This window comes from Pseudomonas sp. BRM28, from assembly GCF_002939405.1.
Taxonomy (GTDB): Bacteria; Pseudomonadota; Gammaproteobacteria; order Pseudomonadales; family Pseudomonadaceae; genus Aquipseudomonas; species Aquipseudomonas palmensis.
On sequence record NZ_PEFV01000001.1, the window covers coordinates 517376 to 540308 of the forward strand.

The following is a 22933-nucleotide window of genomic DNA, read 5'->3' on the forward strand; positions in this document are numbered from 1 at the left end:
AGTCATGCTGCTTGCGCGTGAATCGAAGTCTAGCCACCCCCTGGGGCGGCAGAAGTAACGAAGGGATGCGCGAATGTCACCGACCTGTGACATTCACCCGCTGGCCCGCACTGCGCGGCAGGCTCAGGGTGACCCGCAGGCCGCCTTCGCGCAGGTTGCGCAGGCTCACCTCGCCGCCGTGGCTGTGGGCGATGTTGCGCGCGATGCCCAGCCCCAGCCCGTAGCCCTGCTGCTGGCCGGCCAGGCGCACATGTGGCTCGAACACCTGTTCCTGGCGCTGCTCCGGCACGCCGGGGCCCTCGTCGTCCACCTGCAGCACGAAGCCGGTAGCACTGTCGATGATGCGCAGGTGCGCACGCTCGCCGTACTTGAGCGCGTTGTCGATCAGGTTGCCGATGCAGCGCTTGAGCGCCAGCGGCTTGCCCGGATACGCCGCCAGCGCCCTGCCCTGCACGGTGACGCGCGCACTGGCCAGGTAGGGCTCCACCAGGCAGTCGAGCACCTGGTTGAGGTCGATGGGTTCGATGTTCTCGTGGATGTCGGTGTCCTTCACGCACTGCAGCGCGCCCTTGACCAGCAGCTCCAGCTCGTCCAGGTCACGGCCGAACTTGTGTTGCAGCTGTTCATCCTCCAGCAGCTCGACGCGCAGGCGCAGGCGCGTGATCGGCGTGCGCAGGTCGTGGGAGATCGCGCTGAACAGTTGGCTGCGCTCGATCAGGTAGCGGCTGATGCGTTCGCGCATGGCATTGAAGGCGCGCCCCACCTCCACCACTTCGCTGCCGCCGCCCTCCACCTCCGGCGGCGCGTCGGCGCCCAGCGACAGCTCCCGCGCCGCGCGTGCCAGGCGCTTGAGCGGACGGGTCTGCCAATGCACCAGCAGGCCGATGAACAGCAGCAGAAAGAAACTGGTCAGTGCGATGAACCCCACCTGCTGGCGCGGCAGGCCCTCGGCCTCGAGGCTGGTGTAGGGCTCGGGCAGCAGCGAGGCGATGTACAGCCACTCGCCCTCGCCCAGGCGGATCTGGGTCACCAGCACCGGCGGGTTGACCGGCTCCAGGGTCAGCGAGTAGTGCGCCCAGGAGCGCGGCAGTTCATCGAGCTTGAGCCCGCTGTTGAACAGACGCAGTTGCTCGGGGCCGACGAACTCCACCAAGATTTCCATCTGCTCGCCCAGGCGCTCGTGCAGTACCTGCTCGAACGCCTCGATCACCGCCTGCTTGCGCGGGGTCACCGGCAGCACCTGCATGTCCAGCGGCCGGTCGTTGAGCGACACCACGAAGCGCGTGCCCCCCATGCTGCGCAGCTGGTCCAGCACCAGCGGCCGGTAGGCCAGCGGCAGCGAACGAAAGTAACTGACACTGGCGGTCATCGAATGCGCCAGGCTGCGCGCGCTGGCCAGCAGCCCTTCGAGCTGGCTGGCACGCAACTGCGACACCCAGATCACGCTGGACAACCCCTGGGCCGCCGTCACCACCAGCAGGGTCAGCAGCAGCATGCGCCCCAGCAGCGAGCGTGGCAGCGGCAGGCGCCAGCGCCGCTCAGTGAGCGGGCGCAACACTGGCCGCCAGCAGGTAGCCGCTGCCGCGTACGGTGCGGATCAGTCGCGGAGGTTTTTCGGTATCGCGCAGACGCTGGCGCAGGCGGCTGACCGCCATGTCGACGATACGGTCAAGCGGCATCGGCTCGCGACCACGGGTGGCATTGCCGATGGTGTCGCGGTCGAGGATCTGTTGCGGGTGGTCGAGGAACAGCTTGAGCAGGGCGAAATCGGCGCCAGACAGGATCACCTCTTCGCCGTCGCGGTGGAACAGGCGGTGGCTGACCGTATCCAGGCGCCACTCGTCGAAGGTCAGCACGTCACCGCCGGGGCGTTCATGCATGAAGCCGGCGCGGCGCAGCAGGGCCTTGATGCGGGCTTGCAGCTCGCGGGGGCTGAAGGGTTTGCCCAGGTAATCGTCGGCGCCCAGTTCCAGGCCGATGACGCGATCGGTTTCGTCGGAACTGGCGGTGAGCATGATGATCGGCACCCGCGCCTGACGCGGATGCTGTCGCACCCAGCGGCACAGGCTGAAACCGTCTTCGTCGGGCAGCATCACATCGAGGATCACAAGGTCGGCGCCGTGTGTGTCCAGAGCCTGGCGAAAACCCTGGCCATCGGCCTGGGCCTGCACCTGGAAGCCGCATTTGCTCAGGTAGGCCTGCAGCAGTTCACGGATGTCCTGGTCGTCATCGACCAGCAGAATCGACTTGGTCACGGTTGTTGTCCTTGTCAGTGCATTCCTTGGCGGCCCCATCGCGGGTCAAGCCCGCTCCCACAGGTACGGCATCGAACCTGGTGGGAGCGGGCTTGACCCGCGACAGGGACCGGCCAGTCACTCCAACTCAGGCGTGCTGGGCCAGTGCCTGCTGCAACGCCACTCCCGCCCCTTCCAACCCGGAATACTCCGCCGTCACCAGCCACACCGGCACCCCTTCAAGGTAGGCGCTCATGCAGCCCTTGTCGGCAAAACTCGCGGCAAAGCCGCTGCGCAGGAACAGCTCGGCAAAGCGCGGAATCACCCCGCCCACGATGAACACCCCGCCACGCCCGCCCAGGGTCAGCACATTGTTGCCGGCCACCCGCCCCAGAAAACGGCAGAACTGCTCGATCACCTCCAGCGCCACCGGGTCGCCGTGCAACGCCGCGTCGGTGATCTGGGCCGGCGTGCCCAGCGTGGGGGCATGCCCGTCCAGTGCACAGATGGCGTGGTACAGGCGCAGCAGCCCGCCGCCACTGAGCACGGTTTCGGCGCTGACGTGGCCGGTGTCCAGCGCGATCGCCTGGCGAATCGCCGCCTCGCGCGCACTGCCCACCGGCAGGTCGACATGCCCGCCCTCACCCGGCAGCGCCAGCCAGCGCTGCTCGCCCAGGCCAAGCAAGGTCCCGACACCCAGGCCGGTACCCGGCCCGATCACCACCGCCGGACGGGTGGTGTCCGGCGTGCCGGCGCACACATTGCGCACTTCATCCGGCTGCAGGCGGGTCATGCCCAGCGCCATGGCGGTGAAGTCGTTGATCAGCAGCAGGTGCTCGACCTGCAGGTTGGCGCAGAATGCCTTGCGGCTCAGGCGCCAATGGCTGTTGGTGAAACGAAATTCATCGCCGCTGACCGGCCCGGCCACCGCCAGGCACACCGCCGCCACCTCGCCCTTGGCCAGGCCCTGCGCGGCCAGGTACACGCCGATGGCCTGCTCGGGGCTGGTGTAGTCAGCCGTGGGGAACACCTGCACCGCGTGCAGCGCGTTGTCGCGCCACAACGCGAAGCGGGCATTGGTGCCGCCTATGTCACCGACCAGTGCGACCTTCATTTGAAGTTCTCCAGGGCCGAGGTGAAGGCGCTGGCGCCCTGCTCGGCCGAGCTCAGCGCCACGCGCAGGAAGCCGAACAGCTCGCGCCCGCAGCCCAGGTCATTGCCCAGCGGCGCTGCCGGCAGCTCGCGAGCGGCCAGTTCGGCCGGCTCGACGCGCACCTGCAAGGTGCCGGCCACGCCGTCCACGCGCACGATGTCGCCATCGCGCACCCGCGCCAGCGGGCCGCCATCGAACGCTTCCGGGCACACATGAATGGCCGCCGGAATCTTGCCCGAAGCTCCCGACATGCGCCCGTCGGTCACCAACGCGACCTTGAAGCCGCGGTCCTGCAGCACACCCAGGAACGGGGTCATCTTGTGCAGTTCGGGCATGCCGTTGCAGCGCGGGCCCTGGAAGCGCACCACGGCGACGAAATCGCGCTCCAGCTCGCCGGCCTTGAACGCATCGGCCAGTTCCTGCTGATCGTGGAACACCCGCGCCGGGGCTTCGACCACCTGGTGCTCGGCCGCCACCGCAGACACCTTCATCACCCCACGGCCAAGGTTGCCTTGCATCACCCGCAGGCCGCCCTCGGCGGAGAACGGTTTGGCCACCGGACGCAGGATGCTTTCGTCAAGGCTGGCCTCGGGGCCTTCGCGCCACACCAGCCTGCCGTTGTCCAGGAACGGCTCCTGGGTATAACGGCGCAGGCCGGGGCCAGCCACGGTGTTCACGTCTTCGTGCAGCAACCCGGCATCGAGCAGCTCGCGGATCAGGAAGGCCATGCCGCCCGCCGCCTGGAAGTGGTTGATGTCGGCCTTGCCGTTGGGGTACACGTGCGACAGCGTTGGCACCACCTCGGACAGGTCGGCCATGTCCTGCCAGGTCAGCTGGATGCCGGCCGCCTGGGCAATCGCCGGCATGTGCAGGGTATGGTTGGTGGAGCCGCCGGTGGCGTGCAGCGCGACGATGGAGTTGACCAGCGACTTCTCGTCGACGATCTCGCCCAGCGGCATGAAGTTGCCACTGGCCCTGGTCAGGCGCGTGACCTGCTGCGCGGCCTCGACGGTGAGCGCATCGCGCAGCGGCGTGTACGGGTTGACGAACGAGGCACCGGGCAGGTGCAGGCCCATCACTTCCATCAGCAACTGGTTGGTATTGGCCGTGCCGTAGAAAGTGCAGGTGCCGGGGCTGTGGTAGGACTTCATTTCCGACTCCAGCAGCTCTTCGCGACTGGCCTTGCCCTCGGCGTAGCGCTGGCGCACGTCGGCCTTTTCCTTGTTGGAGATACCCGAGGGCATCGGCCCGCCCGGCACGAACAGCTGGGGCAGATGGCCAAAGCGCAGCGCCCCCATCAACAGGCCCGGCACGATCTTGTCGCAGATACCCAGCAGCAGCGCCGCGTCGAACATGTTGTGCGACAGCGCAATCGCGGTAGACATGGCGATCACTTCACGGCTGGCGATGCCCAGCTCCATGCCCGGTTCACCCTGGGTGACGCCGTCGCACATGGCCGGCACCCCGCCGGCAAACTGGCCCACCGAGCCGATTTCGCGCAGCGCCTGCTTGATCTGCTGGGGGAAGTGCTCGTAGGGCTGGTGCGCCGAGAGCATGTCGTTGTAGGCCGAGACGATGGCGACGTTGGCCGCGTTCATCATGCGCAGGCTGTGCTTGTCGTCGCTGCCGCAGCCGGCCACGCCATGGGCGAAGTTGGCGCATTGCAGCTTGGCGCGCATCGGGCCGTCGCTGGCCGCCCCGCGAATCAACTGAAGGTAGCGCTCGCGGGTAGGACGGCTACGGGCGATCAGCCGTTCGGTGACCTCAAGAATGCGCGGATGCATGTACTGGACTCCAGGCTAAGGGGCAGCAACCTCTGCGGCGGTTTCCCTTACAAACGATTGCGACCTAGGCTCAAGGCAGGGGCGCGAATGTCGGTGGGTAACGGCTTGGCCGGTCACTCGTTGTAGATTGAACAAAATACTGCCAGCAAAAAGGCTTGTTTTCTATTTTTTTACGAATAATCTTGTAATTCCAACAACAAAATCAGATTCAGGCTCTTTCCGGGGCTCAGACAGTCTGCCAGAGGTAGCTCTATGACATTACGTATCGCAATCAATGGTTTTGGCCGCATCGGCCGCAACATTCTTCGCGCACTGTATACCCAAGGCTACCGTCAGGACCTGCAGGTCGTCGCCATCAACGACCTGGGCGACAGCTCGATCAATGCGCACCTGCTCAAGTACGACAGCGTGCACGGGGCATTCGATGCACAGGTTCACAGCGATGGCGAGAGCATCACGGTCAACGGCGACCGAATTGCCGTCAGCGCGATTCGCAACCCCGCCGAGCTGCCGTGGCAGGCGCTGGGTGTGGACGTGGTGTTCGAATGCACGGGCCTGTTCACCGAGCGCACCCGGGCCGCGGCCCATCTTACTGCCGGGGCACGCAAAGTCATCATCTCGGCCCCCGGCAAGGGCGTGGACGCAACGGTGGTGTACGGGGTCAACCACGACATCCTGCGCCCCTCGCACCAGATCATCTCCAGTGCTTCGTGCACCACCAACTGCCTGGCGCCGGTGGCGCAGGTACTGCACCGCGAACTGGGCATCGAACAGGGCCTGATGACCACCATCCATGCCTACACCAACGACCAGAGCCTGACCGACGTGTACCACAGCGACCCGTACCGGGCGCGGGCGGCCACCCAGTCGATGATCCCGAGCAAGACCGGCGCAGCCGAGGCCGTGGGCCTGGTGTTGCCGGAACTGGCCGGCAAGCTGACCGGCATGGCCGTGCGGGTGCCGGTGATCAACGTGTCGCTGGTGGACCTGACCCTGAACGTGACACGCGAGGCCAGCGTGGAAGAGGTCAATGCGCTGATGAAAGAGGCCAGCCAGCACTCGAAGATCCTCGGTTACAACACCCTGCCGCTGGTGTCGTGCGACTTCAACCACAACCCGCTTTCGTCGATCTTCGACGCCAATCACACCAAGGTGGCCGGCAAGATGCTCAAGGTGATGGCCTGGTACGACAACGAATGGGGCTTTTCCAACCGCATGCTGGACAACTGCCTGGCGCTATGGGAGGCGCGATAGTCTCAAGCCGCAAGCTTCAGGCGGCAGGCAAGCAGGGGGTAAGCCTGCTTTTCCTCCTGCCGCCTGGCACTAAAAGCTTGCCGCTGCTTTTCCCCCTTGACCAACAGCATTGATGATAAGCATTATCATTCGCTGAAATCCCGGTCAGGTATCGCTGTGAGTCAGTCCCACTTCAACGCCGTCTTCCTCGCCCAGCGGGTCACCCTGCTACGCACCCTGCAGCGCATGGTCGACAACCCCAGCACCGCCGAAGACCTGCTTCAGGAAACCTACCTGCGCGTCACCCGCGCCCTGGGCGAACGCCCCATCGAGCACCTCGAACCCTTCGTGTTCCAGACCGCCCGCAACCTCGCCCTGGACCACCTGCGCGCCCGCCGCGTGCAAGCCCGCACCCTGCTCGACGATGTGCCCGAGGCGGTGCTGCACAACGTGGCCGCCAGCCACGGCAGCGCCGAGGACGCCACCCACGCGGAGCAGTTGCTGCGCCGCCTGAGCACCTCGCTGGGCGAGCTCAGCGCCCGCCAGCAGCGCATCTTCATCCTCAGCCGATTGCACGGCGCCAGCTATCTGGAAATCGCCGAACAACTGAAGGTGTCCGCCAGCACGGTTCAGAAGGAACTGAAACTGATCATGGCCATCTGTGTAGGCGTAGCCGATCGTCTCAATCGCGATTGAGCCTGCTTGCCTCACATGCCGATACACTTGATCATTACCTGATACACAAGCATGCCAAGGACCCTCCGTGACCGACAGTGCCCCTGACCGCCCTGCGCCGCCAGACCCGGCTGCCTGCGACAGCGCCATGGACCAGGCGCTGGACTGGCTGATACGCCTGCAATGCGCCACGCCCGAAGACACCCGGGCCTTCGAGGCCTGGCTCGAGGCCGACCCGGCCAATGCCCCGGCCTACGTGCAGGCCGAAGCCCTGTGGCACGGCGACAGCGTGCGCGCCGCCGCGCTGCAGCTGCAGCAACGTCAGCGCCCCTCACGCCTGGCCCGCCTGCGCCCGCACTGGAAGCCGCTGGCCACCGCCGCGGTGCTGCTGGTGGGTGTGTTCACGGTCGGCAACCTGCCCATGCGCCTGCAGGCCGATCACCTGACCGTGGTCGGCGAGCGCCAGCGCCTGGAACTGCAGGACGGCTCCAAGGTACTGCTCAATACCAATTCGGCGTTCTCCAGCAACATCAACGACCGCCAGCGCATCGCCCGGCTGTACCAGGGCGAAGCCTACTTCCAGGTCCCCGGCGGGCAGCAGCCCTTCGAGCTGCGCGCCGGGCCGTTGCGCGCCAGCGTGCGCGACACCGATTTCGCCGTGCGCTACCTCGACGGCCAGGCACAGGTGCGGGTGCAGCGCGGCGACGTCGACCTGCTGGGCAACAGCGACCAGCGCATCCGCCTGTCGGCCGGCGACAGCATCAGCCTCGGCCCCAACGGTTTCAGCCAGCGCGAGCGCCTGGACGGGCAAAAGGATCTGGCCTGGATCGAGGGCCGGCTGGTGTTCGAGAACTGCCCCCTGAGCCAGGTGCTGGCCGAGTTGGGGCGCTACTACCCGGGCTGGATCATCAATACCAGCGAGCGCCTGCAGAACGTCGCCGTCACCGGCAACTACCGCCTCGACCAACCCCTCGAAGCGGTGCGCTCGCTGGCCCACATCACCTCCGCACGCCTGCAGGAGTACCCGGCGCTGGTGATTCTGAACTGAATCGGAATCTTTTTTTACGCGATGCCCCGTGGTCACACGTCTCGTTATAGCCAATGCAACTGATTCTTATTTTTGAATCGGCCGCACCTATAACATTCGCGCGACAGGGAGCGCTTTCGATGTCCAGAGGTTTCACTCGCCGGTCTACCGTCTCCACCCGCACAGCGGGCCTGCAACGTTGCACGCTGTCGCTGCTGACCCTGGCCATGCTGGCCGGCGGCGTCTGCAGCCTGCCGGCGCTGGCCGCCGAGCCCGCCCAGGCAGCCAACCCGCGCATGGGTGACTACCGCTTCGCCATTGCCCAGCAGCCGCTGGTGTCGGCGCTCAACGCGTTTACCGCCGTCACCGGCTGGCAGGTGGGGTTGTCCGCCGAGCTGGCCGAAGGTGTCGCCTCGCCAGGCGTGCGCGGCTCGATGCCGCCCGAGCAGGCCCTGCGCCAGATGCTCGCCGGCACCCAGCTGAACTACCGCAAGCTCAGTGCCGGCAATGTGGTGATCGAGCGCGCCGCCTCCAATGCCATCACCCTGCAGCAGGTGACCGTCAGCGCCACCCGTACCGCGCAGGACGTGAACCAGGTGCCAAGCACGGTGAGCGTGCAGACCCGCGAGCAGCTGGACCGCAGCAACGTCAACACCATCAAGGACCTGGTGCGCTACGAGCCAGGCGTCTCGGTCAGCGGCGTCGGCCAGCGCAGCGGCCTCAACGGCTACAACATCCGCGGCATCGATGGCGAGCGCGTACTGACCCAGATCGATGGCGTGTCGATCCCCGACAGCTACTTCTACGGCCCCTACGCCCAGACCCAGCGCAACTACGTCGACCCCGAGATCGTCAAGCGCGTGGAGATCCTGCGCGGCCCGGCCTCGGTGCTGTACGGCAGCAACGCCATCGGCGGCGCGGTCAGCTACTTCACCCTCGACCCGGACGACATCATCAAGCCGGGCAAGGACGTGGGCGCACGCCTCAAGGCCGGCTACAGCTCGGCCGACGAGAGCTGGCTGACCTCGGCCACCGTGGCCGGGCGCGAGGGCGACTTCGACGGCCTGCTGCACCTGAGCCAGCGCAACGGCCACGAGACCGAGTCCTACGGCAGCCACAGCGGCGATGGCCTGGCGCGCACCGAGGCCAACCCGCAGGATGCGCGCACCACAAACGTGCTGGCCAAGCTGGGCTGGAACTACGCCGACGACGCGCGGCTGGGCCTGACCTACGAGCGCTACAAGGATGATCGCGATACCAACCAACTGAGCGCAGTGGGTGGGCCGTTCATTCCCGGCTTTGGTGCCTCCAACTCCTACCGCGTACGTACCGGCAACGACACCGTCACCCGCGAGCGATTTGCCATCAACCACGAATTTGCCCTGGGCAGCCTACTGGCCGACAACATGAAGTGGAGCCTGAACTACCAGATCGGCAAGACCGACCAGCGCACCGAAGAGGTGTATGCGGCCAGAGGGCGCGAGGTGTTCCGTGATCGCCAGACCCTCTACCAGGACCGTCAGTGGGTACTCGACGCCCAGCTCGACAAAGCCTTCAGCCTTGGCGATACCGAACACCTGCTGACCTACGGCACCACGCTCAAGCAGCAGAAGGTCACCGGTTCGCGCAGCGGCACGGCAACCTGTCTGAATGTGGGCGGTACCTGCCGCGCCGTTGGCGATGCCAGCCCTGGGGACGCCCAGGTCAAGGTCAGCGACTTCCCGGACCCGACCATCAACACATACAGCCTGTTCGCCCAGGACGAGATCCGCTGGAACGACTGGACTTTCCTGCCGGGTGCACGCTATGACTACACCCGCCTCAAGCCCGACATGACCGACGAGTACCTCGGTGCACTGGGCAGCGCCAACAGCGTCAATGACGCCGAGAAGAAATGGCACCGCGTCTCGCCCAAGCTGGGTGTGACCTACGCCTTCAACGACAACTACACCTGGTACGGGCAATACGCTGAAGGCTTCCGCACGCCGACGGCCAAGTCGCTGTATGGTCGCTTCGTGAACCTGGCAGGCGGGTATACCGTGGAGCCGAACCCGAACCTGGAGCCGGAAAAGAGCAAAAGCTACGAAACCGGCCTGCGCGGCAACTTCGATGCGGGGCACTTCGATGTGGCGGTGTTCTATAACAAGTACCGCGACTTCATCAACGAAGACGCCGTGCAGTCGTCCGACCTGGGCAACACCTTCGCCGCCAACAACATCAAGCACGCGACCATCAAGGGCGTCGAGTTCAAGGGCCGCCTGAGCCTGGCGCCTTTTGGCGCGCCAGAGGGCCTGTATGCTCAGACCTCCCTGGCCTATGCCAATGGCCGCAACGACGACACCGGCCAACCGCTCAACAGCGTCAACCCGCTGACCGGGGTGTTCGGCCTGGGCTACGAACAACGCGACTACGGCACCCTGCTCAGTTGGACCGTGGTCAAGCGCAAGAACCGCGTCGATGACACCAACTTCTTCGCCCCCGACGGCAGCAGCGGCCGCTTCCGCACCCCGGGCTACGGCACGCTGGATCTGAGCGGGTTCTACAAGGTTACAGACGACATCACCATCAATGCCGGGGTGTACAACCTTGCCGACAAGAAGTACTGGCAATGGGATGACGTGCGCAGCTACGCCACCGTGGGCAAGGATGGCCTGGGTGAAGCGGCGGTTACCCAGCCGGCCAATCTGGACCGCCTGACCACACCGGGGCGCAACTTCGCCATCAACCTGGTGTGGGATATCTAGACGCTACGCCGGCAAGGCCGGCTCCCACAGGGAGCTGGCCTGCCGGCGAATGGCGCGCAACCTTTTTTACTATTTCCACGCCCCTCATTCGTCTAGTTACTAACGTCTAGTCACCCGCTCACCATTTCCCAAGGATGCCCCATGACCGCAACCGCCGAACGCCCTGCCCTGCGCTCGCAGCGCCTCAACCAGCTCACCCATGCGCCGCACAGCGAGCTCGATGCGCTGGTCAAGTCCCATGCCCCCTTCGACACCCGCGAAAGCTTCGCCCGTTTCGTGGTCGCCCAGTACCTGTTCCAGTCCGAACTCCAGGCGCTGTACAACGACCCGCAACTGATCGCCATCGTGCCCGACCTGGCCGAGCGCTGCCGCGCCGAACAGGCCCGCCTCGACCTCGCCGACCTCGACACCGCAGTACCGGCCGCCTTCCCCGGCGCCGTGCACAAGCCGAGCCTGGGCGCCGCCATGGGCTGGATATTCGTCTCCGAAGGCTCCAAACTCGGCGCCGCGTTCCTGATCAAGCGCGCCGTCGGCCTGGGCCTGTCGGACAGCTTCGGTGCCCGTCACCTGGGCGAGCCGGCCGGTGGTCGCGCCGAGGGCTGGAAGCAGTTCACCCGCATCCTCGACGGTCTGGAGCTCAGCGCCGAAGAAGAAGCGGCCGCTGAACAAGGCGCCGTGGCTGCGTTCGAACGTTTTACCGAGTTGCTCAAACACGCCTACGCCACCGCGCCCAAGGCCGAGCTGGCCTGATGCGTGCCGGGCCGGCCAGCCGCGCTGGCAGCCGGCCCTCACCTGTGCAGTCAATGGACCCCATGACCCGCCCATCCACCTCCAAGCTGTCCCGCGTGCTGTTCGGCCTGCTTGCCTATGTAAGCCTGGGCATCGGCCTGGTGGCCATCGTGATCCCCGGCCTGCCGACCACCGAGTTCATCCTGCTCGCGGCCTGGGCTGCCACGCGCAGCTCGCCGCGCCTGAGCGCCTGGTTGGAAAACCACCGGTTGTTCGGGCCGATCCTGCACAACTGGCGCAACGGCAAGGTGATTCAGCGCCGGGCCAAGGTCAGCGCCACGCTCAGCATGCTGCTGTGCGCCGGCCTGATGCTGGTGTTCATCGGCCTGCGCTGGCCGGTAGGGCTCGCCATCGGCGGCATGGCCCTGGGCAACCTGTGGATCTGGTCGCGCCCCGAGCGCGTGCCTGCCGCCCCGCATTTGACCAATCAGCCCTGATGGTCTGCAATGGCCCACCAACGGGAGGGCCAACCATGAGTCATGTTCTCAACAGCATCGTCAGCGCCCTGGGGCTTGCCCAGGATGCGCTTGAGCACCTGCACCTGCACACTGCAGGAGCCCTGCCATCGACCTTCGAAGTCACCGAACTGGCCAGTGCCAGCATTGCCGCCACGGGCCTGGCCATTGCCGACCTGCTCGCCGGCCAGACCGGCACGCGCCCCGGGGTGCAGGTGGACCGACGTCTGAGTTCCCTGTGGTTCGCCACCAGCATTCGCCCCCAGGGCTGGAGCCTGCCGCCGCTGTGGGACGCCGTGGCAGGCGATTACCCGACCCGCGATGGCTGGATCCGGCTGCACACCAACGCCGCGCATCACCGCGCCGCTGCCGAACGGGTGCTGGGAGCGGTACACGACCGCGATCAGATGGCCCGGCGGGTTGCCGGGTGGGAGGCAGAGGCGCTGGAAACTGCCGTGGTGGCTGCGGGCGGATGTGCCGCGCAGATGCGCAGCTGGCAGCAATGGTCGGCGCACCCGCAGGGCATGGCGGTCAATGCCGAGCCGCTGATCGATCGCAAGGTTGGGCCGGCTGGCGAACTCAAGGGCTGGACCGGCACCGCGGCGCAGCCGCTCAAGGACGTACGCGTGCTGGACCTGACGCGCATTCTTGCCGGGCCCGTTGCCAGCCGCCTGCTGGCGGGGTTCGGTGCCGACGTGTTGCGCATCGATCCGCCGGGCTGGGAGGAGCCCTCGGTGGTGGCCGAGGTGACCTTGGGCAAGCGCTGCGCGCGCCTGGACCTGCATGCTGCAGAGGACCGCGCGGTGTTCGAAGGCCTGCTGGCAGGTGCCGATATCCTCCTGCACGGCTACCGCGCCGACGCGCTGGAGCGCCTCGGCTATGGCGCCGAACAACGGCGCAGGCTCAACCCCGGGCTGATCGATGTCAGCCTCAATGCCTATGGCTGGAGCGGCCCGTGGCAGCATCGTCGCGGCTTCGACAGCCTGGTGCAGATGAGCAGCGGGATCGCTCGCGAGGGCATGCGCTGGCGTCAGGGCGAGCGGCCGGTGCCGTTGCCGGTGCAGGCCCTGGACCATGCCACCGGCTACCTGATGGCGGCTGCCGCGATCCGTGCACTGGATGAGCGGCTGCGCAGCGGCTGTGGCGGCTCGGCGCGTCTGTCGCTGGCGCGCACGGCCAAGCTGCTGGTGGACCAGGGCACGGTGATCGAGGACTTGCCGTTGGCCGGCGAAACCGAGGCAGACCTGGCCCCGGCCGTGGAGCAGACGCCGTGGGGGCCGGCCAGGCGCCTGCAGGCGCCGTTGCAGGTGCAAGGCGCGCCGCTGGTATGGGCGCGGGGGGCTTGCGAGCTGGGGTCGGCCGAGCCTCGCTGGTGACCGCCAGAGGCTCTTCGCCGGCAAGGCCGGCTCCTACAGAAGGTCGCACCAACCTGTAGGAGCCGGCCTTGCCGGCGAACACCTCGACACCGCTCTAAAGCGTCAACCACCCCGCATACAACGCATACGCCGCCACCCCCGCCCCCACCAGCACCGCCGCGAAAATCAGCTTCTCCCACCCGGTGAACAGCGGCTGCCCCTGCTCGTGCTTGGCGCGGTAGAACAGGATCACCCCCGGCGCGTACAGCAGCGCCGACAGCAGCAGGTACTTCAGCCCCCCGGCGTAAAGCAGCCAGATCGCATACACCAGCGCCACCCCGGCCACCAGCAGGTCCTTGCGCCGCGCCCCGGGGTGGCGCTCATAGGTTTCCCCGCGCAGGGCCAGCAGAAACGCATAGGCCGCCGACCACAGGTACGGCACCAGGATCATCGACGACGCCAGGTAGATCAGGCTGGTGTAGGTGCCCGCCGAGAACAGCGTGATCAGCAGGAACAGCTGGATCATGCAGTTGGTCATCCACAGCGCATTGACCGGCACATGATTGGCATTCTCGCGGGTCAGAAACCGCGGCATGGTCTTGTCGCGGGCGGTGGCGAACAGGATCTCGGCACACAGCAACGCCCACGACAGCAGCGCCCCCAGCAGCGACACCGCCAGCCCCAGGCTGATCAGCAGCCCGCCCCAGGGCCCGACGATATGCTCCATCACCGAGGCCAGCGACGGGTTCTGCAAGCCGGCAAGCTCCGGCTGGGTCATCACCCCCAGCGAAAGCACGTTGACCAGCACCAGCAGCGCCAGCACCCCGAGAAAGCCGATCACCGTGGCCTTGCCCACGTCCGAACGCCTTTCGGCACGGGCCGAATACACGCTGGCGCCCTCGATGCCGATGAACACGAACACGGTCACCAGCATCATGTTGCGCACCTGGTCCAGCACCCCGCCGAACTTGGGGTTGCTCAGCCCCCAGATGTCGCGGGTGAAGATATCGGCACGAAACGCCACCGCCGCGATCACGATGAACATCACCAGCGGCACCACCTTGGCCACGGTGGTCACCAGGTTGATGAACGCCGCCTCCTTGATGCCGCGCAGTACCAGAAAGTGCACCGCCCACAGCAATAGCGAAGCGCAGGCGATGGCGATCGGCGTGTTGCCCTCCCCGAACACCGGAAAGTAGAAGCCCAGGGTGCTGAACAGCAGCACGAAGTAGCCCACATTGCCCAGCCAGGCGCTGATCCAGTAACCCCAGGCCGACGAAAAGCCCATGTACTCGCCAAACCCGGCCTTGGCATAGGCATATACACCCGAATCGAGCTCGGGCTTGCGGTTGGCCAGGGTCTGGAACACGAACGCCAGCGCCAGCATGCCCACGGCGGTGATGCCCCAGCCGATCAGCACGGCGCCGACGTCGGCCCGCGCGGCCATGTTCTGCGGCAGCGAGAAGATACCGCCACCGATCATCGAGCCCACCACCAGCGCGACGAGCGCACCCAAGCGCAGTTTCTGTCCTGGTTCGGACATGCAGTTCCCCTTTTCGTCCCGCGTTGTCATGGTGCTGTTACACACTAGGCCTAAATATAAGCACAGCCCTGACGTTTATAGTGGATTGTCTTCAAAACTATAACCTTCATAACTAGTACGTCTATGCCGAGGCGAACTAAACAGTGAGTTTTGCGTACCCCATCTACTTCATCAAGCAAACAAGATCTTTTCTCGTCAAAAATTTGCTAAACCCGTAAAAGCGACTAGCTTCAAATCTCGCAGCCATTCAGAGCGAATGCTCTAGAAAAAGGCTGGAGGTGCCATTGCACAAGGCTTGCGGGGTGTCGGCGAGGCGCCGGCTGCAGCGCTTCAAGTCCTTCAACAACAATGGAATGTATCAATGAACTGACCTGAATCAGCTCTCGTCACGCTTGCTGGATTTATTCTGGCATCTCTCTTCTCCTGGAATGGAGTTATCCAATGTCAGACACTCCCGGAAAACTACGACTGGGTGCGTTAGTCGCACTTGTAGTGGGTTCCATGATCGGCGGCGGTATCTTCTCGCTGCCGCAGAACATGGCCGCCAGCGCCGATGTCGGCGCCGTGCTGATCGGCTGGGGCATCACCGCCATCGGCATGCTGACCCTGGCCTTCGTGTTCCAGACCCTGGCCAATCGCAAACCTGACCTGGACGGCGGCGTATACGCCTACGCCAAGGCCGGTTTTGGCGACTACATGGGCTTTTCGTCCGCCTGGGGCTACTGGATCAGTGCCTGGCTGGGCAACGTGGGCTACTTCGTACTGCTGTTCAGCACCCTGGGCTACTTCTTCCCGATCTTCGGCGAAGGCAACACCCCGGCGGCGATCATCGGTGCCTCGATCCTGCTGTGGGCAGTGCACTTTCTGGTGCTGCGCGGCATCAAGGAAGCAGCGTTCATCAACCTGGTCACCACCGTGGCCAAGGTCGTGCCACTGGCGCTGTTCATCCTGATTGCCCTGTTCGCGTTCAAGCTGGACATCTTCACCGCCGACATCTGGGGCACGATGAACCCGGACCTGGGCAGCGTGATGAACCAGGTGCGCAACATGATGCTGGTCACCGTGTGGGTGTTCATCGGCATCGAGGGCGCCAGCATCTTCTCGGCCCGCGCCGAAAAACGCTCCGACGTGGGCAAGGCCACCGTGATCGGCTTCATCACCGTGCTGCTGTTCCTGGTACTGGTGAACGTGCTGTCGCTGGGCATCATGACCCAACCGGAACTGGCCAAGCTGCAGAACCCGTCGATGGCCGCCGTGCTGGAGCACGTGGTCGGTCACTGGGGCGCGGTGCTGATCAGCGTCGGCCTGATCGTCTCGCTGCTGGGGGCCCTGCTGTCGTGGGTACTGCTGTGCGCCGAAATCATGTTCGCCGCAGCCAAGGACCACACCATGCCGGAGTTCCTGCGCCGCGAGAACGCCAACCACGTGCCGGCCAACGCCCTGTGGCTGACCAACGCCATGGTGCAGATCTTCCTGGTCATCACGCTGTTCTCGGCCAGTACCTACCTGTCGCTGATCTACCTCGCCACCTCGATGATCCTGGTGCCCTACCTGTGGTCGGCGGCCTATGCGTTCCTGCTGGCACTGCGCAGCGAAACCTATGAACAGGCCCTGGCCGAACGCAAGAAAGACCTGATCATCGGCGGTATCGCACTGCTCTATGCCATCTGGCTGCTGTACGCCGGTGGCGTCAAGTACCTGCTGCTCTCGGCCCTGCTGTATGCCCCTGGCGTGGTGCTGTTCGCCAAGGCCAAGCGCGAGGTGGGCCAACCGATCTTTACCAACGTGGAGAAGCTGATCTTCGCCGCCGTAGTCATCGGCGCCCTGGTGGCGGCCTATGGCCTGTACGACGGCTTCCTGACTCTGTAACCCCCCGTATTCGCAACTTGGAGGAAATGAACCATGTCCACGGAAAAAGCTAAGTACGGCGTACATTCCGAAGCCGGCAAACTGCGCAAAGTGATGGTTTGCTCCCCAGGCCTGGCTCACCAGCGCCTGACCCCGAACAACTGCGACGAACTGCTGTTCGACGACGTACTCTGGGTCGCCCAGGCCAAGCGCGACCACTTCGACTTCGTGACCAAGATGCGCGAGCGCGGCATCGAAGTGCTGGAAATGCACAACCTGCTGACCGACATCGTCGCGATGCCCGAAGCACTGGACTGGATTCTGGAGCGCAAGGTCACCGCCGACTCGGTGGGCCTGGGCCTGATCAACGAAGTGAAATCCTGGCTGCGCAGCCTGGAGCCGCGACACATCGCCGAGTACCTGATCGGCGGCGTCTCGGCCGATGACCTGCCCGACAGCTTCGGTGGCAAGACCATCCAGATGTTCCGCGACTTCCTGGGCCACTCCAGCTTCATCCTGCCGCCGCTGCCCAACACCCAGTTCACCCGCGACACCACCTGCTGGATCTACGGCGGCGTGACGCTGAACCCGATGTACTGGCCGGCGCGTCGCCAGGAGACCCTGCTGACCACCGCCATCTACAAGTTCCACCCGCAGTTCACCAATGCCGATTTCGAGATCTGGTACGGCGACCCGGACAAGGACCACGGCAACTCCACCCTCGAAGGCGGCGACGTGATGCCTATCGGCAACGGCGTGGTACTGATCGGCATGGGCGAACGCACGTCGCGTCAGGCCATCGGCCAACTGGCGCTGAACCTGTTCAAGAACAAGGCCGTGGAACGCGTGATCGTGGCCGGGCTGCCGAAGTCCCGCGCTGCGATGCACCTGGACACCGTGTTCAGCTTCTGCGACCGCGACCTGGTCACGATCTTCCCCGAAGTGGTGAACCAGATCGTCGCCTTCACCCTGCAACCCGACGAAAGCAAGCAGGGCGGCATCGACATCCGCCGCGAAGAAGCCAGCTTCCTCGATGTGGTGGCCAAGGCCCTCAAGCTGCCCAAGCTGCGCGTGGTTGAAACCGGTGGCAACAGCTTCGCCGCCGAACGCGAGCAGTGGGACGACGGCAACAACGTGGTGGCCGTGGAGCCGGGCGTGGTCATCGGCTACGACCGCAACACCTACACCAACACCCTGCTGCGCAAGGCCGGTGTCGAGGTCATCACCATCAGTGCCGGCGAACTGGGCCGCGGACGTGGGGGCGGCCACTGCATGACCTGCCCGATCGTGCGCGACCCAATCGACTACTAAAACGACCATCGTCCGGCCGTGCCCACAAGGCGCCGGCCGGGCCGATCAGCCCTTTGCGTTCTAAAAGAACAGGAGCAACATCATGGCGTTCAACATCCACAACCGCAGCCTGCTGAGCCTGGAACACCACACCCCGCGCGAGCTGCGCTACCTGCTGGACCTGTCCCGTGACCTCAAGCGTGCCAAGTACACCGGCACCGAGCAGCAGCACCTCAAGGGCAACAACATTGCGCTGATTTTCGAGAAGACCTCGACCCGCACCCGTTGCGCCTTCGAAGTGGCCGCCTATGACCAGGGCGCCAACGTCACCTACATCGACCCCAACTCCTCGCAGATCGGCCACAAGGAGAGCATGAAGGACACCGCCCGCGTGCTCGGGCGCATGTACGATGCCATCGAGTACCGTGGCTTCAAGCAGGAAGTGGTCGAGGAGCTGGCCAAGTTCGCCGGCGTACCGGTGTTCAACGGCCTCACCGACGAATACCACCCCACCCAGATGATCGCCGACGTGCTGACCATGCGCGAGCATGCCGACAAGCCGATCCACGACATCAGCTACGCCTACCTGGGCGATGCGCGCAACAACATGGGCAACTCGCTGCTGCTGGTCGGCTCCAAGCTGGGCATGGACGTGCGTATCTGTGCGCCCAAGGCCCTGTGGCCGCATGACGACCTGGTGGCACGCTGCAAACAGTACGCAGAGGAAAGCGGTGCCCGCATCACCCTCACCGAAGACCCGAAAGCTGCGGTCAAGGGCGTGGACTTCATCCACACCGACGTGTGGGTATCGATGGGCGAGCCGGTCGAAGCCTGGGGCGAACGCATCAAGCAACTGCTGCCATACCAGGTCAACGCCGAGCTGATGAAGGCCACCGGCAACCCACGCACCAAGTTCATGCACTGCCTGCCGGCGTTCCACAACTCCGACACCAAGGTCGGCAAGCAGATCGCCGAGCAGTACCCGCACCTGGCCAACGGCATCGAAGTGACCGATGACGTGTTCGAGTCGCCGGCCTGCATCGCCTTCGAGCAGGCGGAAAACCGCATGCACACGATCAAGGCGATCCTGGTGTCGACCCTGGCCGACCTGTAACCCCGCCGGGAGCCGGCGCTGCCGGCTCCTGCACCCTAGAAAGGACATCATCATGCGTATCGTTGTTGCATTGGGCGGCAACGCCCTGCTGCGCCGCGGCGAGCCCCTTACCGCCGACAATCAGCGCGCCAACATCCGTATCGCCGCCGAACAGATCGCCAAGATCCACCCCGGCAACGAACTGGTCATCGCCCACGGCAACGGCCCGCAGGTCGGCCTGCTGTCGCTGCAGGCGCAATCCTACAAACCCGACGAAGCCTACCCGCTGGACGTGCTCGGTGCCGAAACCGAAGGCATGATCGGCTACATCATCGAACAGGAGCTGGGCAACCTGCTGGACTTCGAGGTGCCCTTCGCCACCCTGCTGACCCAGGTGGAAGTGGACGCCAACGACCCTGCCTTCAAGGACCCGACCAAGTTCATCGGCCCGGTCTACGGCAAGGAAGAAGCCGAGCGCCTGGCCAAGGAAAAAGGCTGGGTGGTCAAGGCCGACGGCGACAAGTTCCGCCGCGTGGTGGCCAGCCCCAAACCCAAGCGCATCTTCGAGATCCGCCCGATCAAGTGGCTGCTGGAAAAGAGCAGTATCGTGATCTGTGCCGGGGGTGGCGGCATCCCCACCATGTATGGTGAGAACGGCAAACTGCAGGGCATCGAGGCGGTGATCGACAAGGACCTGTGCTCGTCGCTGCTGGCCGAACAGCTGGACGCCGACCTGCTGGTGATTGCCACGGACGTGAACGCGGCGTATGTCGACTTCAACAAGCCGACCCAGAAAGCCATCGCTCAGGCCCACCCGGACGAACTGGAGCGCCTGGGCTTTGCCGCAGGCTCCATGGGGCCGAAGGTGCAGGCCGCTTGCGACTTTGCCCGGCACACCGGCAAAGTAGCGGTTATCGGCTCGCTGGCCGATATCGAAGACATCGTCAAGGGCACTGCCGGCACTCGGGTGAGTACGTCCAAGCCGGGTATCGACTACCGTTGATGCAGTTGGGCGGATCTGCAGGTCCGCCCGTTTCAACCTTCCAGAGGAGCCGCCATGGCCATATTCGAACCCGGTCATCTGCACATCGAGCGCCATGCGCTGAACAAGGCCGATTACAGCTACAACCTGTGCATCGACTACAAGGTTGAGCAGGATCCCAAGGAAGGCAAAGGCATGAGTTTTCGCATGCATGGCACCATCGAGGACAAGCCGATGGACGAAACCTTCTTCATGCCCAAGGACCAGGCCTTCGACTTCGCGCGGCAGGCCTCAATCATCGCGCAGAAGTACGGCATGCCCAAAACCGCCAGCATCAGCTCGCTGCACAAGATCTACGACATGATGTTCGAGGATGTGCGCGCACAGCTCGATGTGAAATCGGGCGACCCGGTCAAGCCCGAGCACCTGGGCTAGCCCACCACGACCTCATCGCGGGTCAAGCCCGCTCCCACAAAAATCACCTGCGCCTGTGGGAGCGGGCTTGACCCGCGATTCGACCGCGCAGCGGTCGCAGGGCATACTTGCCATCCCGGCAAGCCAGAACATCCCCCATGCGTATCCACGTCAGCTTCATCGACCGCGTCGGCATCACCCAGGAAGTGCTGGCCCTGCTCGGTGCCCGCCACCTCAACCTGGACGCCGTGGAGATGGTGCCGCCCAACGTCTACATCGACGCCCCGACCCTGAGCCCCGACGTGCTCGAAGAGCTGCATGACGCGCTGTTCAACGTGCACGGCGTGCAAAGCGTGAAAGTGGTCGACATCCTCCCCGGCCAGCGCCGCCACCTGCAACTCGATGCCCTGCTCGCCGCCATGAGCGACCCGGTCCTGGCCCTGGACAGCGCCGGCCATGTGCTGCTGGCCAACCCCGCATTGATCGCCCTGTGCGGCCAGGACCCGGAGGGCCGCTCGGTGGGTGAGCTGTTCGGCGACCCGCAACTGCTCGATGCGCTGATCGAACAGGGTTTCCACCTGCCCCTGCGCGAAGTCACCCTCAACGGCCAGACCCTGCTGCTCGACGCCACCCCGATCACCAACGCCGGCGCCCTGCTGACGCTGTACCAGGCCAACCGCATCGGCGAACGCCTGTCGGCCCTGCACCACGACCATGCCGAAGGCTTCGACGCGCTGCTCGGCGACTCGCCGCCCATCCGTACCCTCAAGGCCCGCGCCCTGCGTGTGGCGGCGCTGGATGCGCCGCTGCTGATCCACGGCGAGACCGGCACCGGCAAGGAACTTGTAGCCCGTGCCTGCCACGCCATCAGCAGCCGCCACAACGCACCCTTCCTGGCACTGAACTGTGCGGCGCTGCCGGAGAACCTGGCCGAGAGCGAGCTGTTCGGCTACGCCCCCGGTGCCTTCACCGGCGCGCAACGCGGCGGCAAGCCGGGGCTGATGGAGCTGGCCAACCAGGGCACCGTGTTTCTCGATGAAATCGGCGAGATGTCGCCTTACCTTCAGGCCAAGCTGCTGCGGTTTCTGAGCGATGGCAGCTTTCGCCGCGTGGGCGGTGATCGCGAGGTCAAGGTCAACGTGCGCATCCTCAGCGCCACCCACCGCGACCTGGAAAAGATGGTTGCCGAAGGCAGTTTTCGCGAAGACCTGTTCTACCGCCTGAACGTGCTCAATCTGGAAGTGCCGCCGCTGCGCGAGCGTGGCCAGGACATCCTGATGCTGGCGCGTGCCTTCATGCGCCAGGCCTGCACGCAGATCCAGCGTCCGCTGTGCCGGCTGGCGCCGGGCACCTACCCGGCGTTGCTGGGCAACCGCTGGCCGGGCAACGTGCGCCAGTTGCAGAACGTGATCTTTCGCGCTGCGGCCATCTGCGAGAGCAGCCTGGTGGATATTGGTGACCTGGACATTGCCGGCACCTCGGTGGCGCGCCAAAGCGATGGTGAAGTGGCCAGCCTGGAGCAGGCCGTGGAGAACTTCGAGCGTGGCCTGCTGGAAAAGCTCTACGTCACCTACCCCTCCACCCGCCAGTTGGCCAGTCGCTTGCAGACTTCGCACACAGCTATTGCGCATCGGCTGCGCAAGTATGGCATTCCCGGAAAGGAAACCCTTCCGTAGCGAATTCGATACACCGTATCGAATTCGCTACATCGCCCGTTTGCCACTGTAATGCAAGGTTTTGATCCCTCTGCGCTTTTTCAATACTCGACAGGTGTAGCGATTTCGCTACGACCTGCATAACGAGCAGCGCCGACAAATGCATAACTAATTGATTTGTAAGCATTTTTTATAAATGGCCACGAACTTGCTAAGGAGATGTCAGTTCCGGGCTGGCCTGATGGTGAGCCCTACCGCCCCCCTGAGGAGTTCCCATGAGCGAGTTGCGTTTTACCGAAGATCACGAATGGCTGCGCGCCGAAGCCGACGGCAGCGTCACGGTCGGGATCACCGCCTTTGCCCAGAACGCACTGGGTGACGTGGTCTATGTGCAACTGCCGGAACTGCAAACCTACGAAGCCGGGGCCGAAGCCTCCACCGTCGAATCGGTCAAAGCCGCCAGCGGCGTGTACATGCCGCTGACCGGTGAAGTGGTGGCAGTCAACGAACAGCTGCAGGACAGCCCCGAGCTGGTCAACGAAGACCCGCTGGGCGAAGGCTGGTTCTTCCGCTTCATCCCGGCCGATGCCGGCGCCGTCGCGCAACTGCTCGACCAGGACGCCTACGACCGTCTGATCAAAGCCAACGCCGACGCCTGA

The 22933-nt window shown here is 65.0% G+C and carries 19 protein-coding genes; 14 read left to right on the plus strand and 5 right to left on the minus strand.

Annotation, left to right across the window (positions count from 1 at the left end; all coding sequences use genetic code 11):
• Positions 1–76 precede the first annotated feature (76 nt).
• From CR917_RS02435 to edd, 4 genes are all read right to left on the minus strand, one after another.
• Positions 77–1519 carry an ATP-binding protein gene (locus CR917_RS02435; RefSeq protein WP_218278988.1) on the minus strand — a complete coding sequence of 481 codons (1443 nt, stop codon included), beginning with the start codon at positions 1517–1519 and terminating at the stop codon, positions 77–79.
• 19 nt (positions 1520–1538) lie between these two features.
• Positions 1539–2294 (minus strand): response regulator, encoded by a 756-nt coding sequence (locus CR917_RS02440; protein WP_054915080.1) that lies wholly within the window; start codon positions 2292–2294, stop codon positions 1539–1541.
• Positions 2295–2382: 88 nt separating this feature from the next.
• Positions 2383–3348, minus strand: coding sequence for a glucokinase (locus tag CR917_RS02445; protein ID WP_054915081.1), 966 nt, complete (start codon positions 3346–3348; stop codon positions 2383–2385).
• Entirely contained in the window at positions 3345–5171 is a 1827-nt protein-coding gene (edd, locus tag CR917_RS02450; protein WP_058541439.1) for a phosphogluconate dehydratase, read from the minus strand. Before edd ends, CR917_RS02445 begins: the two co-directional genes overlap by 4 nt.
• Before the next feature lie 252 nt (positions 5172–5423).
• On the opposite strand from edd, the gene gap reads away from it, so the two are divergent.
• The 7 genes from gap (at position 5424) to CR917_RS02485 (ending at position 13470) form a co-directional block, all read left to right on the plus strand.
• A complete protein-coding gene (gap, locus tag CR917_RS02455; protein WP_043860383.1) occupies positions 5424–6425 on the plus strand; it encodes a type I glyceraldehyde-3-phosphate dehydrogenase in 1002 nt (333 codons plus the stop codon).
• 156 nt (positions 6426–6581) lie between these two features.
• Entirely contained in the window at positions 6582–7100 is a 519-nt protein-coding gene (locus tag CR917_RS02460; protein ID WP_043860382.1) for an RNA polymerase sigma factor, read from the plus strand.
• A 67-nt stretch (positions 7101–7167) separates the two neighbouring features.
• Entirely contained in the window at positions 7168–8127 is a 960-nt protein-coding gene (locus CR917_RS02465) for a FecR domain-containing protein (RefSeq protein ID WP_054915084.1), read from the plus strand.
• Between the two features lie 119 nt (positions 8128–8246).
• On the plus strand, positions 8247–10850 hold the full coding sequence (locus tag CR917_RS02470) for a TonB-dependent receptor (protein ID WP_104571858.1): 2604 nt from the start codon (positions 8247–8249) through the stop codon (positions 10848–10850).
• Positions 10851–10991: 141 nt separating this feature from the next.
• Positions 10992–11600, plus strand: coding sequence for a biliverdin-producing heme oxygenase (locus CR917_RS02475; protein WP_104571859.1), 609 nt, complete (start codon positions 10992–10994; stop codon positions 11598–11600).
• 62 nt (positions 11601–11662) lie between these two features.
• Complete coding sequence (locus tag CR917_RS02480; protein ID WP_043860378.1) at positions 11663–12076, plus strand: YbaN family protein; 414 nt, start codon at positions 11663–11665, stop codon at positions 12074–12076.
• 35 nt (positions 12077–12111) lie between these two features.
• On the plus strand, positions 12112–13470 hold the full coding sequence (locus CR917_RS02485) for a CoA transferase (RefSeq protein WP_104571860.1): 1359 nt from the start codon (positions 12112–12114) through the stop codon (positions 13468–13470).
• Positions 13471–13564: 94 nt separating this feature from the next.
• On the opposite strand, the gene arcD (CR917_RS02490) is transcribed toward CR917_RS02485, so the two are convergent.
• Complete coding sequence (gene arcD / locus CR917_RS02490; protein WP_054915087.1) at positions 13565–14992, minus strand: arginine-ornithine antiporter; 1428 nt, start codon at positions 14990–14992, stop codon at positions 13565–13567.
• 441 nt (positions 14993–15433) lie between these two features.
• Between arcD (CR917_RS02490) and arcD (CR917_RS02495) the strand changes: the two genes are divergently transcribed.
• The 7 genes from arcD (CR917_RS02495) (at position 15434) to gcvH (ending at position 22933) form a co-directional block, all read left to right on the plus strand.
• On the plus strand, positions 15434–16861 hold the full coding sequence (gene arcD, locus CR917_RS02495) for an arginine-ornithine antiporter (RefSeq protein ID WP_054915088.1): 1428 nt from the start codon (positions 15434–15436) through the stop codon (positions 16859–16861).
• A gap of 33 nt (positions 16862–16894) precedes the next feature.
• On the plus strand, positions 16895–18151 hold the full coding sequence (arcA, locus tag CR917_RS02500; protein WP_043862423.1) for an arginine deiminase: 1257 nt from the start codon (positions 16895–16897) through the stop codon (positions 18149–18151).
• Between the two features lie 82 nt (positions 18152–18233).
• A complete protein-coding gene (locus CR917_RS02505) occupies positions 18234–19244 on the plus strand; it encodes an ornithine carbamoyltransferase (RefSeq protein WP_043862424.1) in 1011 nt (336 codons plus the stop codon).
• A 52-nt stretch (positions 19245–19296) separates the two neighbouring features.
• Positions 19297–20226, plus strand: a complete 930-nt coding sequence (gene arcC, locus CR917_RS02510; protein WP_043862425.1) for a carbamate kinase — start codon at positions 19297–19299, stop codon at positions 20224–20226.
• Between the two features lie 54 nt (positions 20227–20280).
• A complete protein-coding gene (locus CR917_RS02515) occupies positions 20281–20640 on the plus strand; it encodes a DUF5064 family protein (protein ID WP_043862426.1) in 360 nt (119 codons plus the stop codon).
• Positions 20641–20777: 137 nt separating this feature from the next.
• Positions 20778–22295 (plus strand): sigma-54-dependent transcriptional regulator, encoded by a 1518-nt coding sequence (locus tag CR917_RS02520; protein WP_100633036.1) that lies wholly within the window; start codon positions 20778–20780, stop codon positions 22293–22295.
• 254 nt (positions 22296–22549) lie between these two features.
• Positions 22550–22933 carry a glycine cleavage system protein GcvH gene (gene gcvH, locus CR917_RS02525; protein ID WP_043862428.1) on the plus strand — a complete coding sequence of 128 codons (384 nt, stop codon included), beginning with the start codon at positions 22550–22552 and terminating at the stop codon, positions 22931–22933.

Coding starts and splice junctions, on each gene's coding strand:
- arcC (WP_043862425.1), top strand. CDS start 19,297: ATGCGTATCGTTGTTGCATTGGGCGGCAACGCCCTGCTGCGCCGCGGC.
- CR917_RS02470 (WP_104571858.1), top strand. CDS start 8,247: ATGTCCAGAGGTTTCACTCGCCGGTCTACCGTCTCCACCCGCACAGCG.
- CR917_RS02520 (WP_100633036.1), top strand. CDS start 20,778: ATGCGTATCCACGTCAGCTTCATCGACCGCGTCGGCATCACCCAGGAA.
- CR917_RS02475 (WP_104571859.1), top strand. CDS start 10,992: ATGACCGCAACCGCCGAACGCCCTGCCCTGCGCTCGCAGCGCCTCAAC.
- arcD (WP_054915088.1), top strand. CDS start 15,434: ATGTCAGACACTCCCGGAAAACTACGACTGGGTGCGTTAGTCGCACTT.
- CR917_RS02505 (WP_043862424.1), top strand. CDS start 18,234: ATGGCGTTCAACATCCACAACCGCAGCCTGCTGAGCCTGGAACACCAC.
- CR917_RS02480 (WP_043860378.1), top strand. CDS start 11,663: ATGACCCGCCCATCCACCTCCAAGCTGTCCCGCGTGCTGTTCGGCCTG.
- CR917_RS02485 (WP_104571860.1), top strand. CDS start 12,112: ATGAGTCATGTTCTCAACAGCATCGTCAGCGCCCTGGGGCTTGCCCAG.
- CR917_RS02515 (WP_043862426.1), top strand. CDS start 20,281: ATGGCCATATTCGAACCCGGTCATCTGCACATCGAGCGCCATGCGCTG.
- arcA (WP_043862423.1), top strand. CDS start 16,895: ATGTCCACGGAAAAAGCTAAGTACGGCGTACATTCCGAAGCCGGCAAA.
- gcvH (WP_043862428.1), top strand. CDS start 22,550: ATGAGCGAGTTGCGTTTTACCGAAGATCACGAATGGCTGCGCGCCGAA.
- edd (WP_058541439.1), bottom strand. CDS start 5,171: ATGCATCCGCGCATTCTTGAGGTCACCGAACGGCTGATCGCCCGTAGC.
- CR917_RS02440 (WP_054915080.1), bottom strand. CDS start 2,294: ATGGGGCCGCCAAGGAATGCACTGACAAGGACAACAACCGTGACCAAG.
- gap (WP_043860383.1), top strand. CDS start 5,424: ATGACATTACGTATCGCAATCAATGGTTTTGGCCGCATCGGCCGCAAC.
- CR917_RS02445 (WP_054915081.1), bottom strand. CDS start 3,348: ATGAAGGTCGCACTGGTCGGTGACATAGGCGGCACCAATGCCCGCTTC.
- arcD (WP_054915087.1), bottom strand. CDS start 14,992: ATGTCCGAACCAGGACAGAAACTGCGCTTGGGTGCGCTCGTCGCGCTG.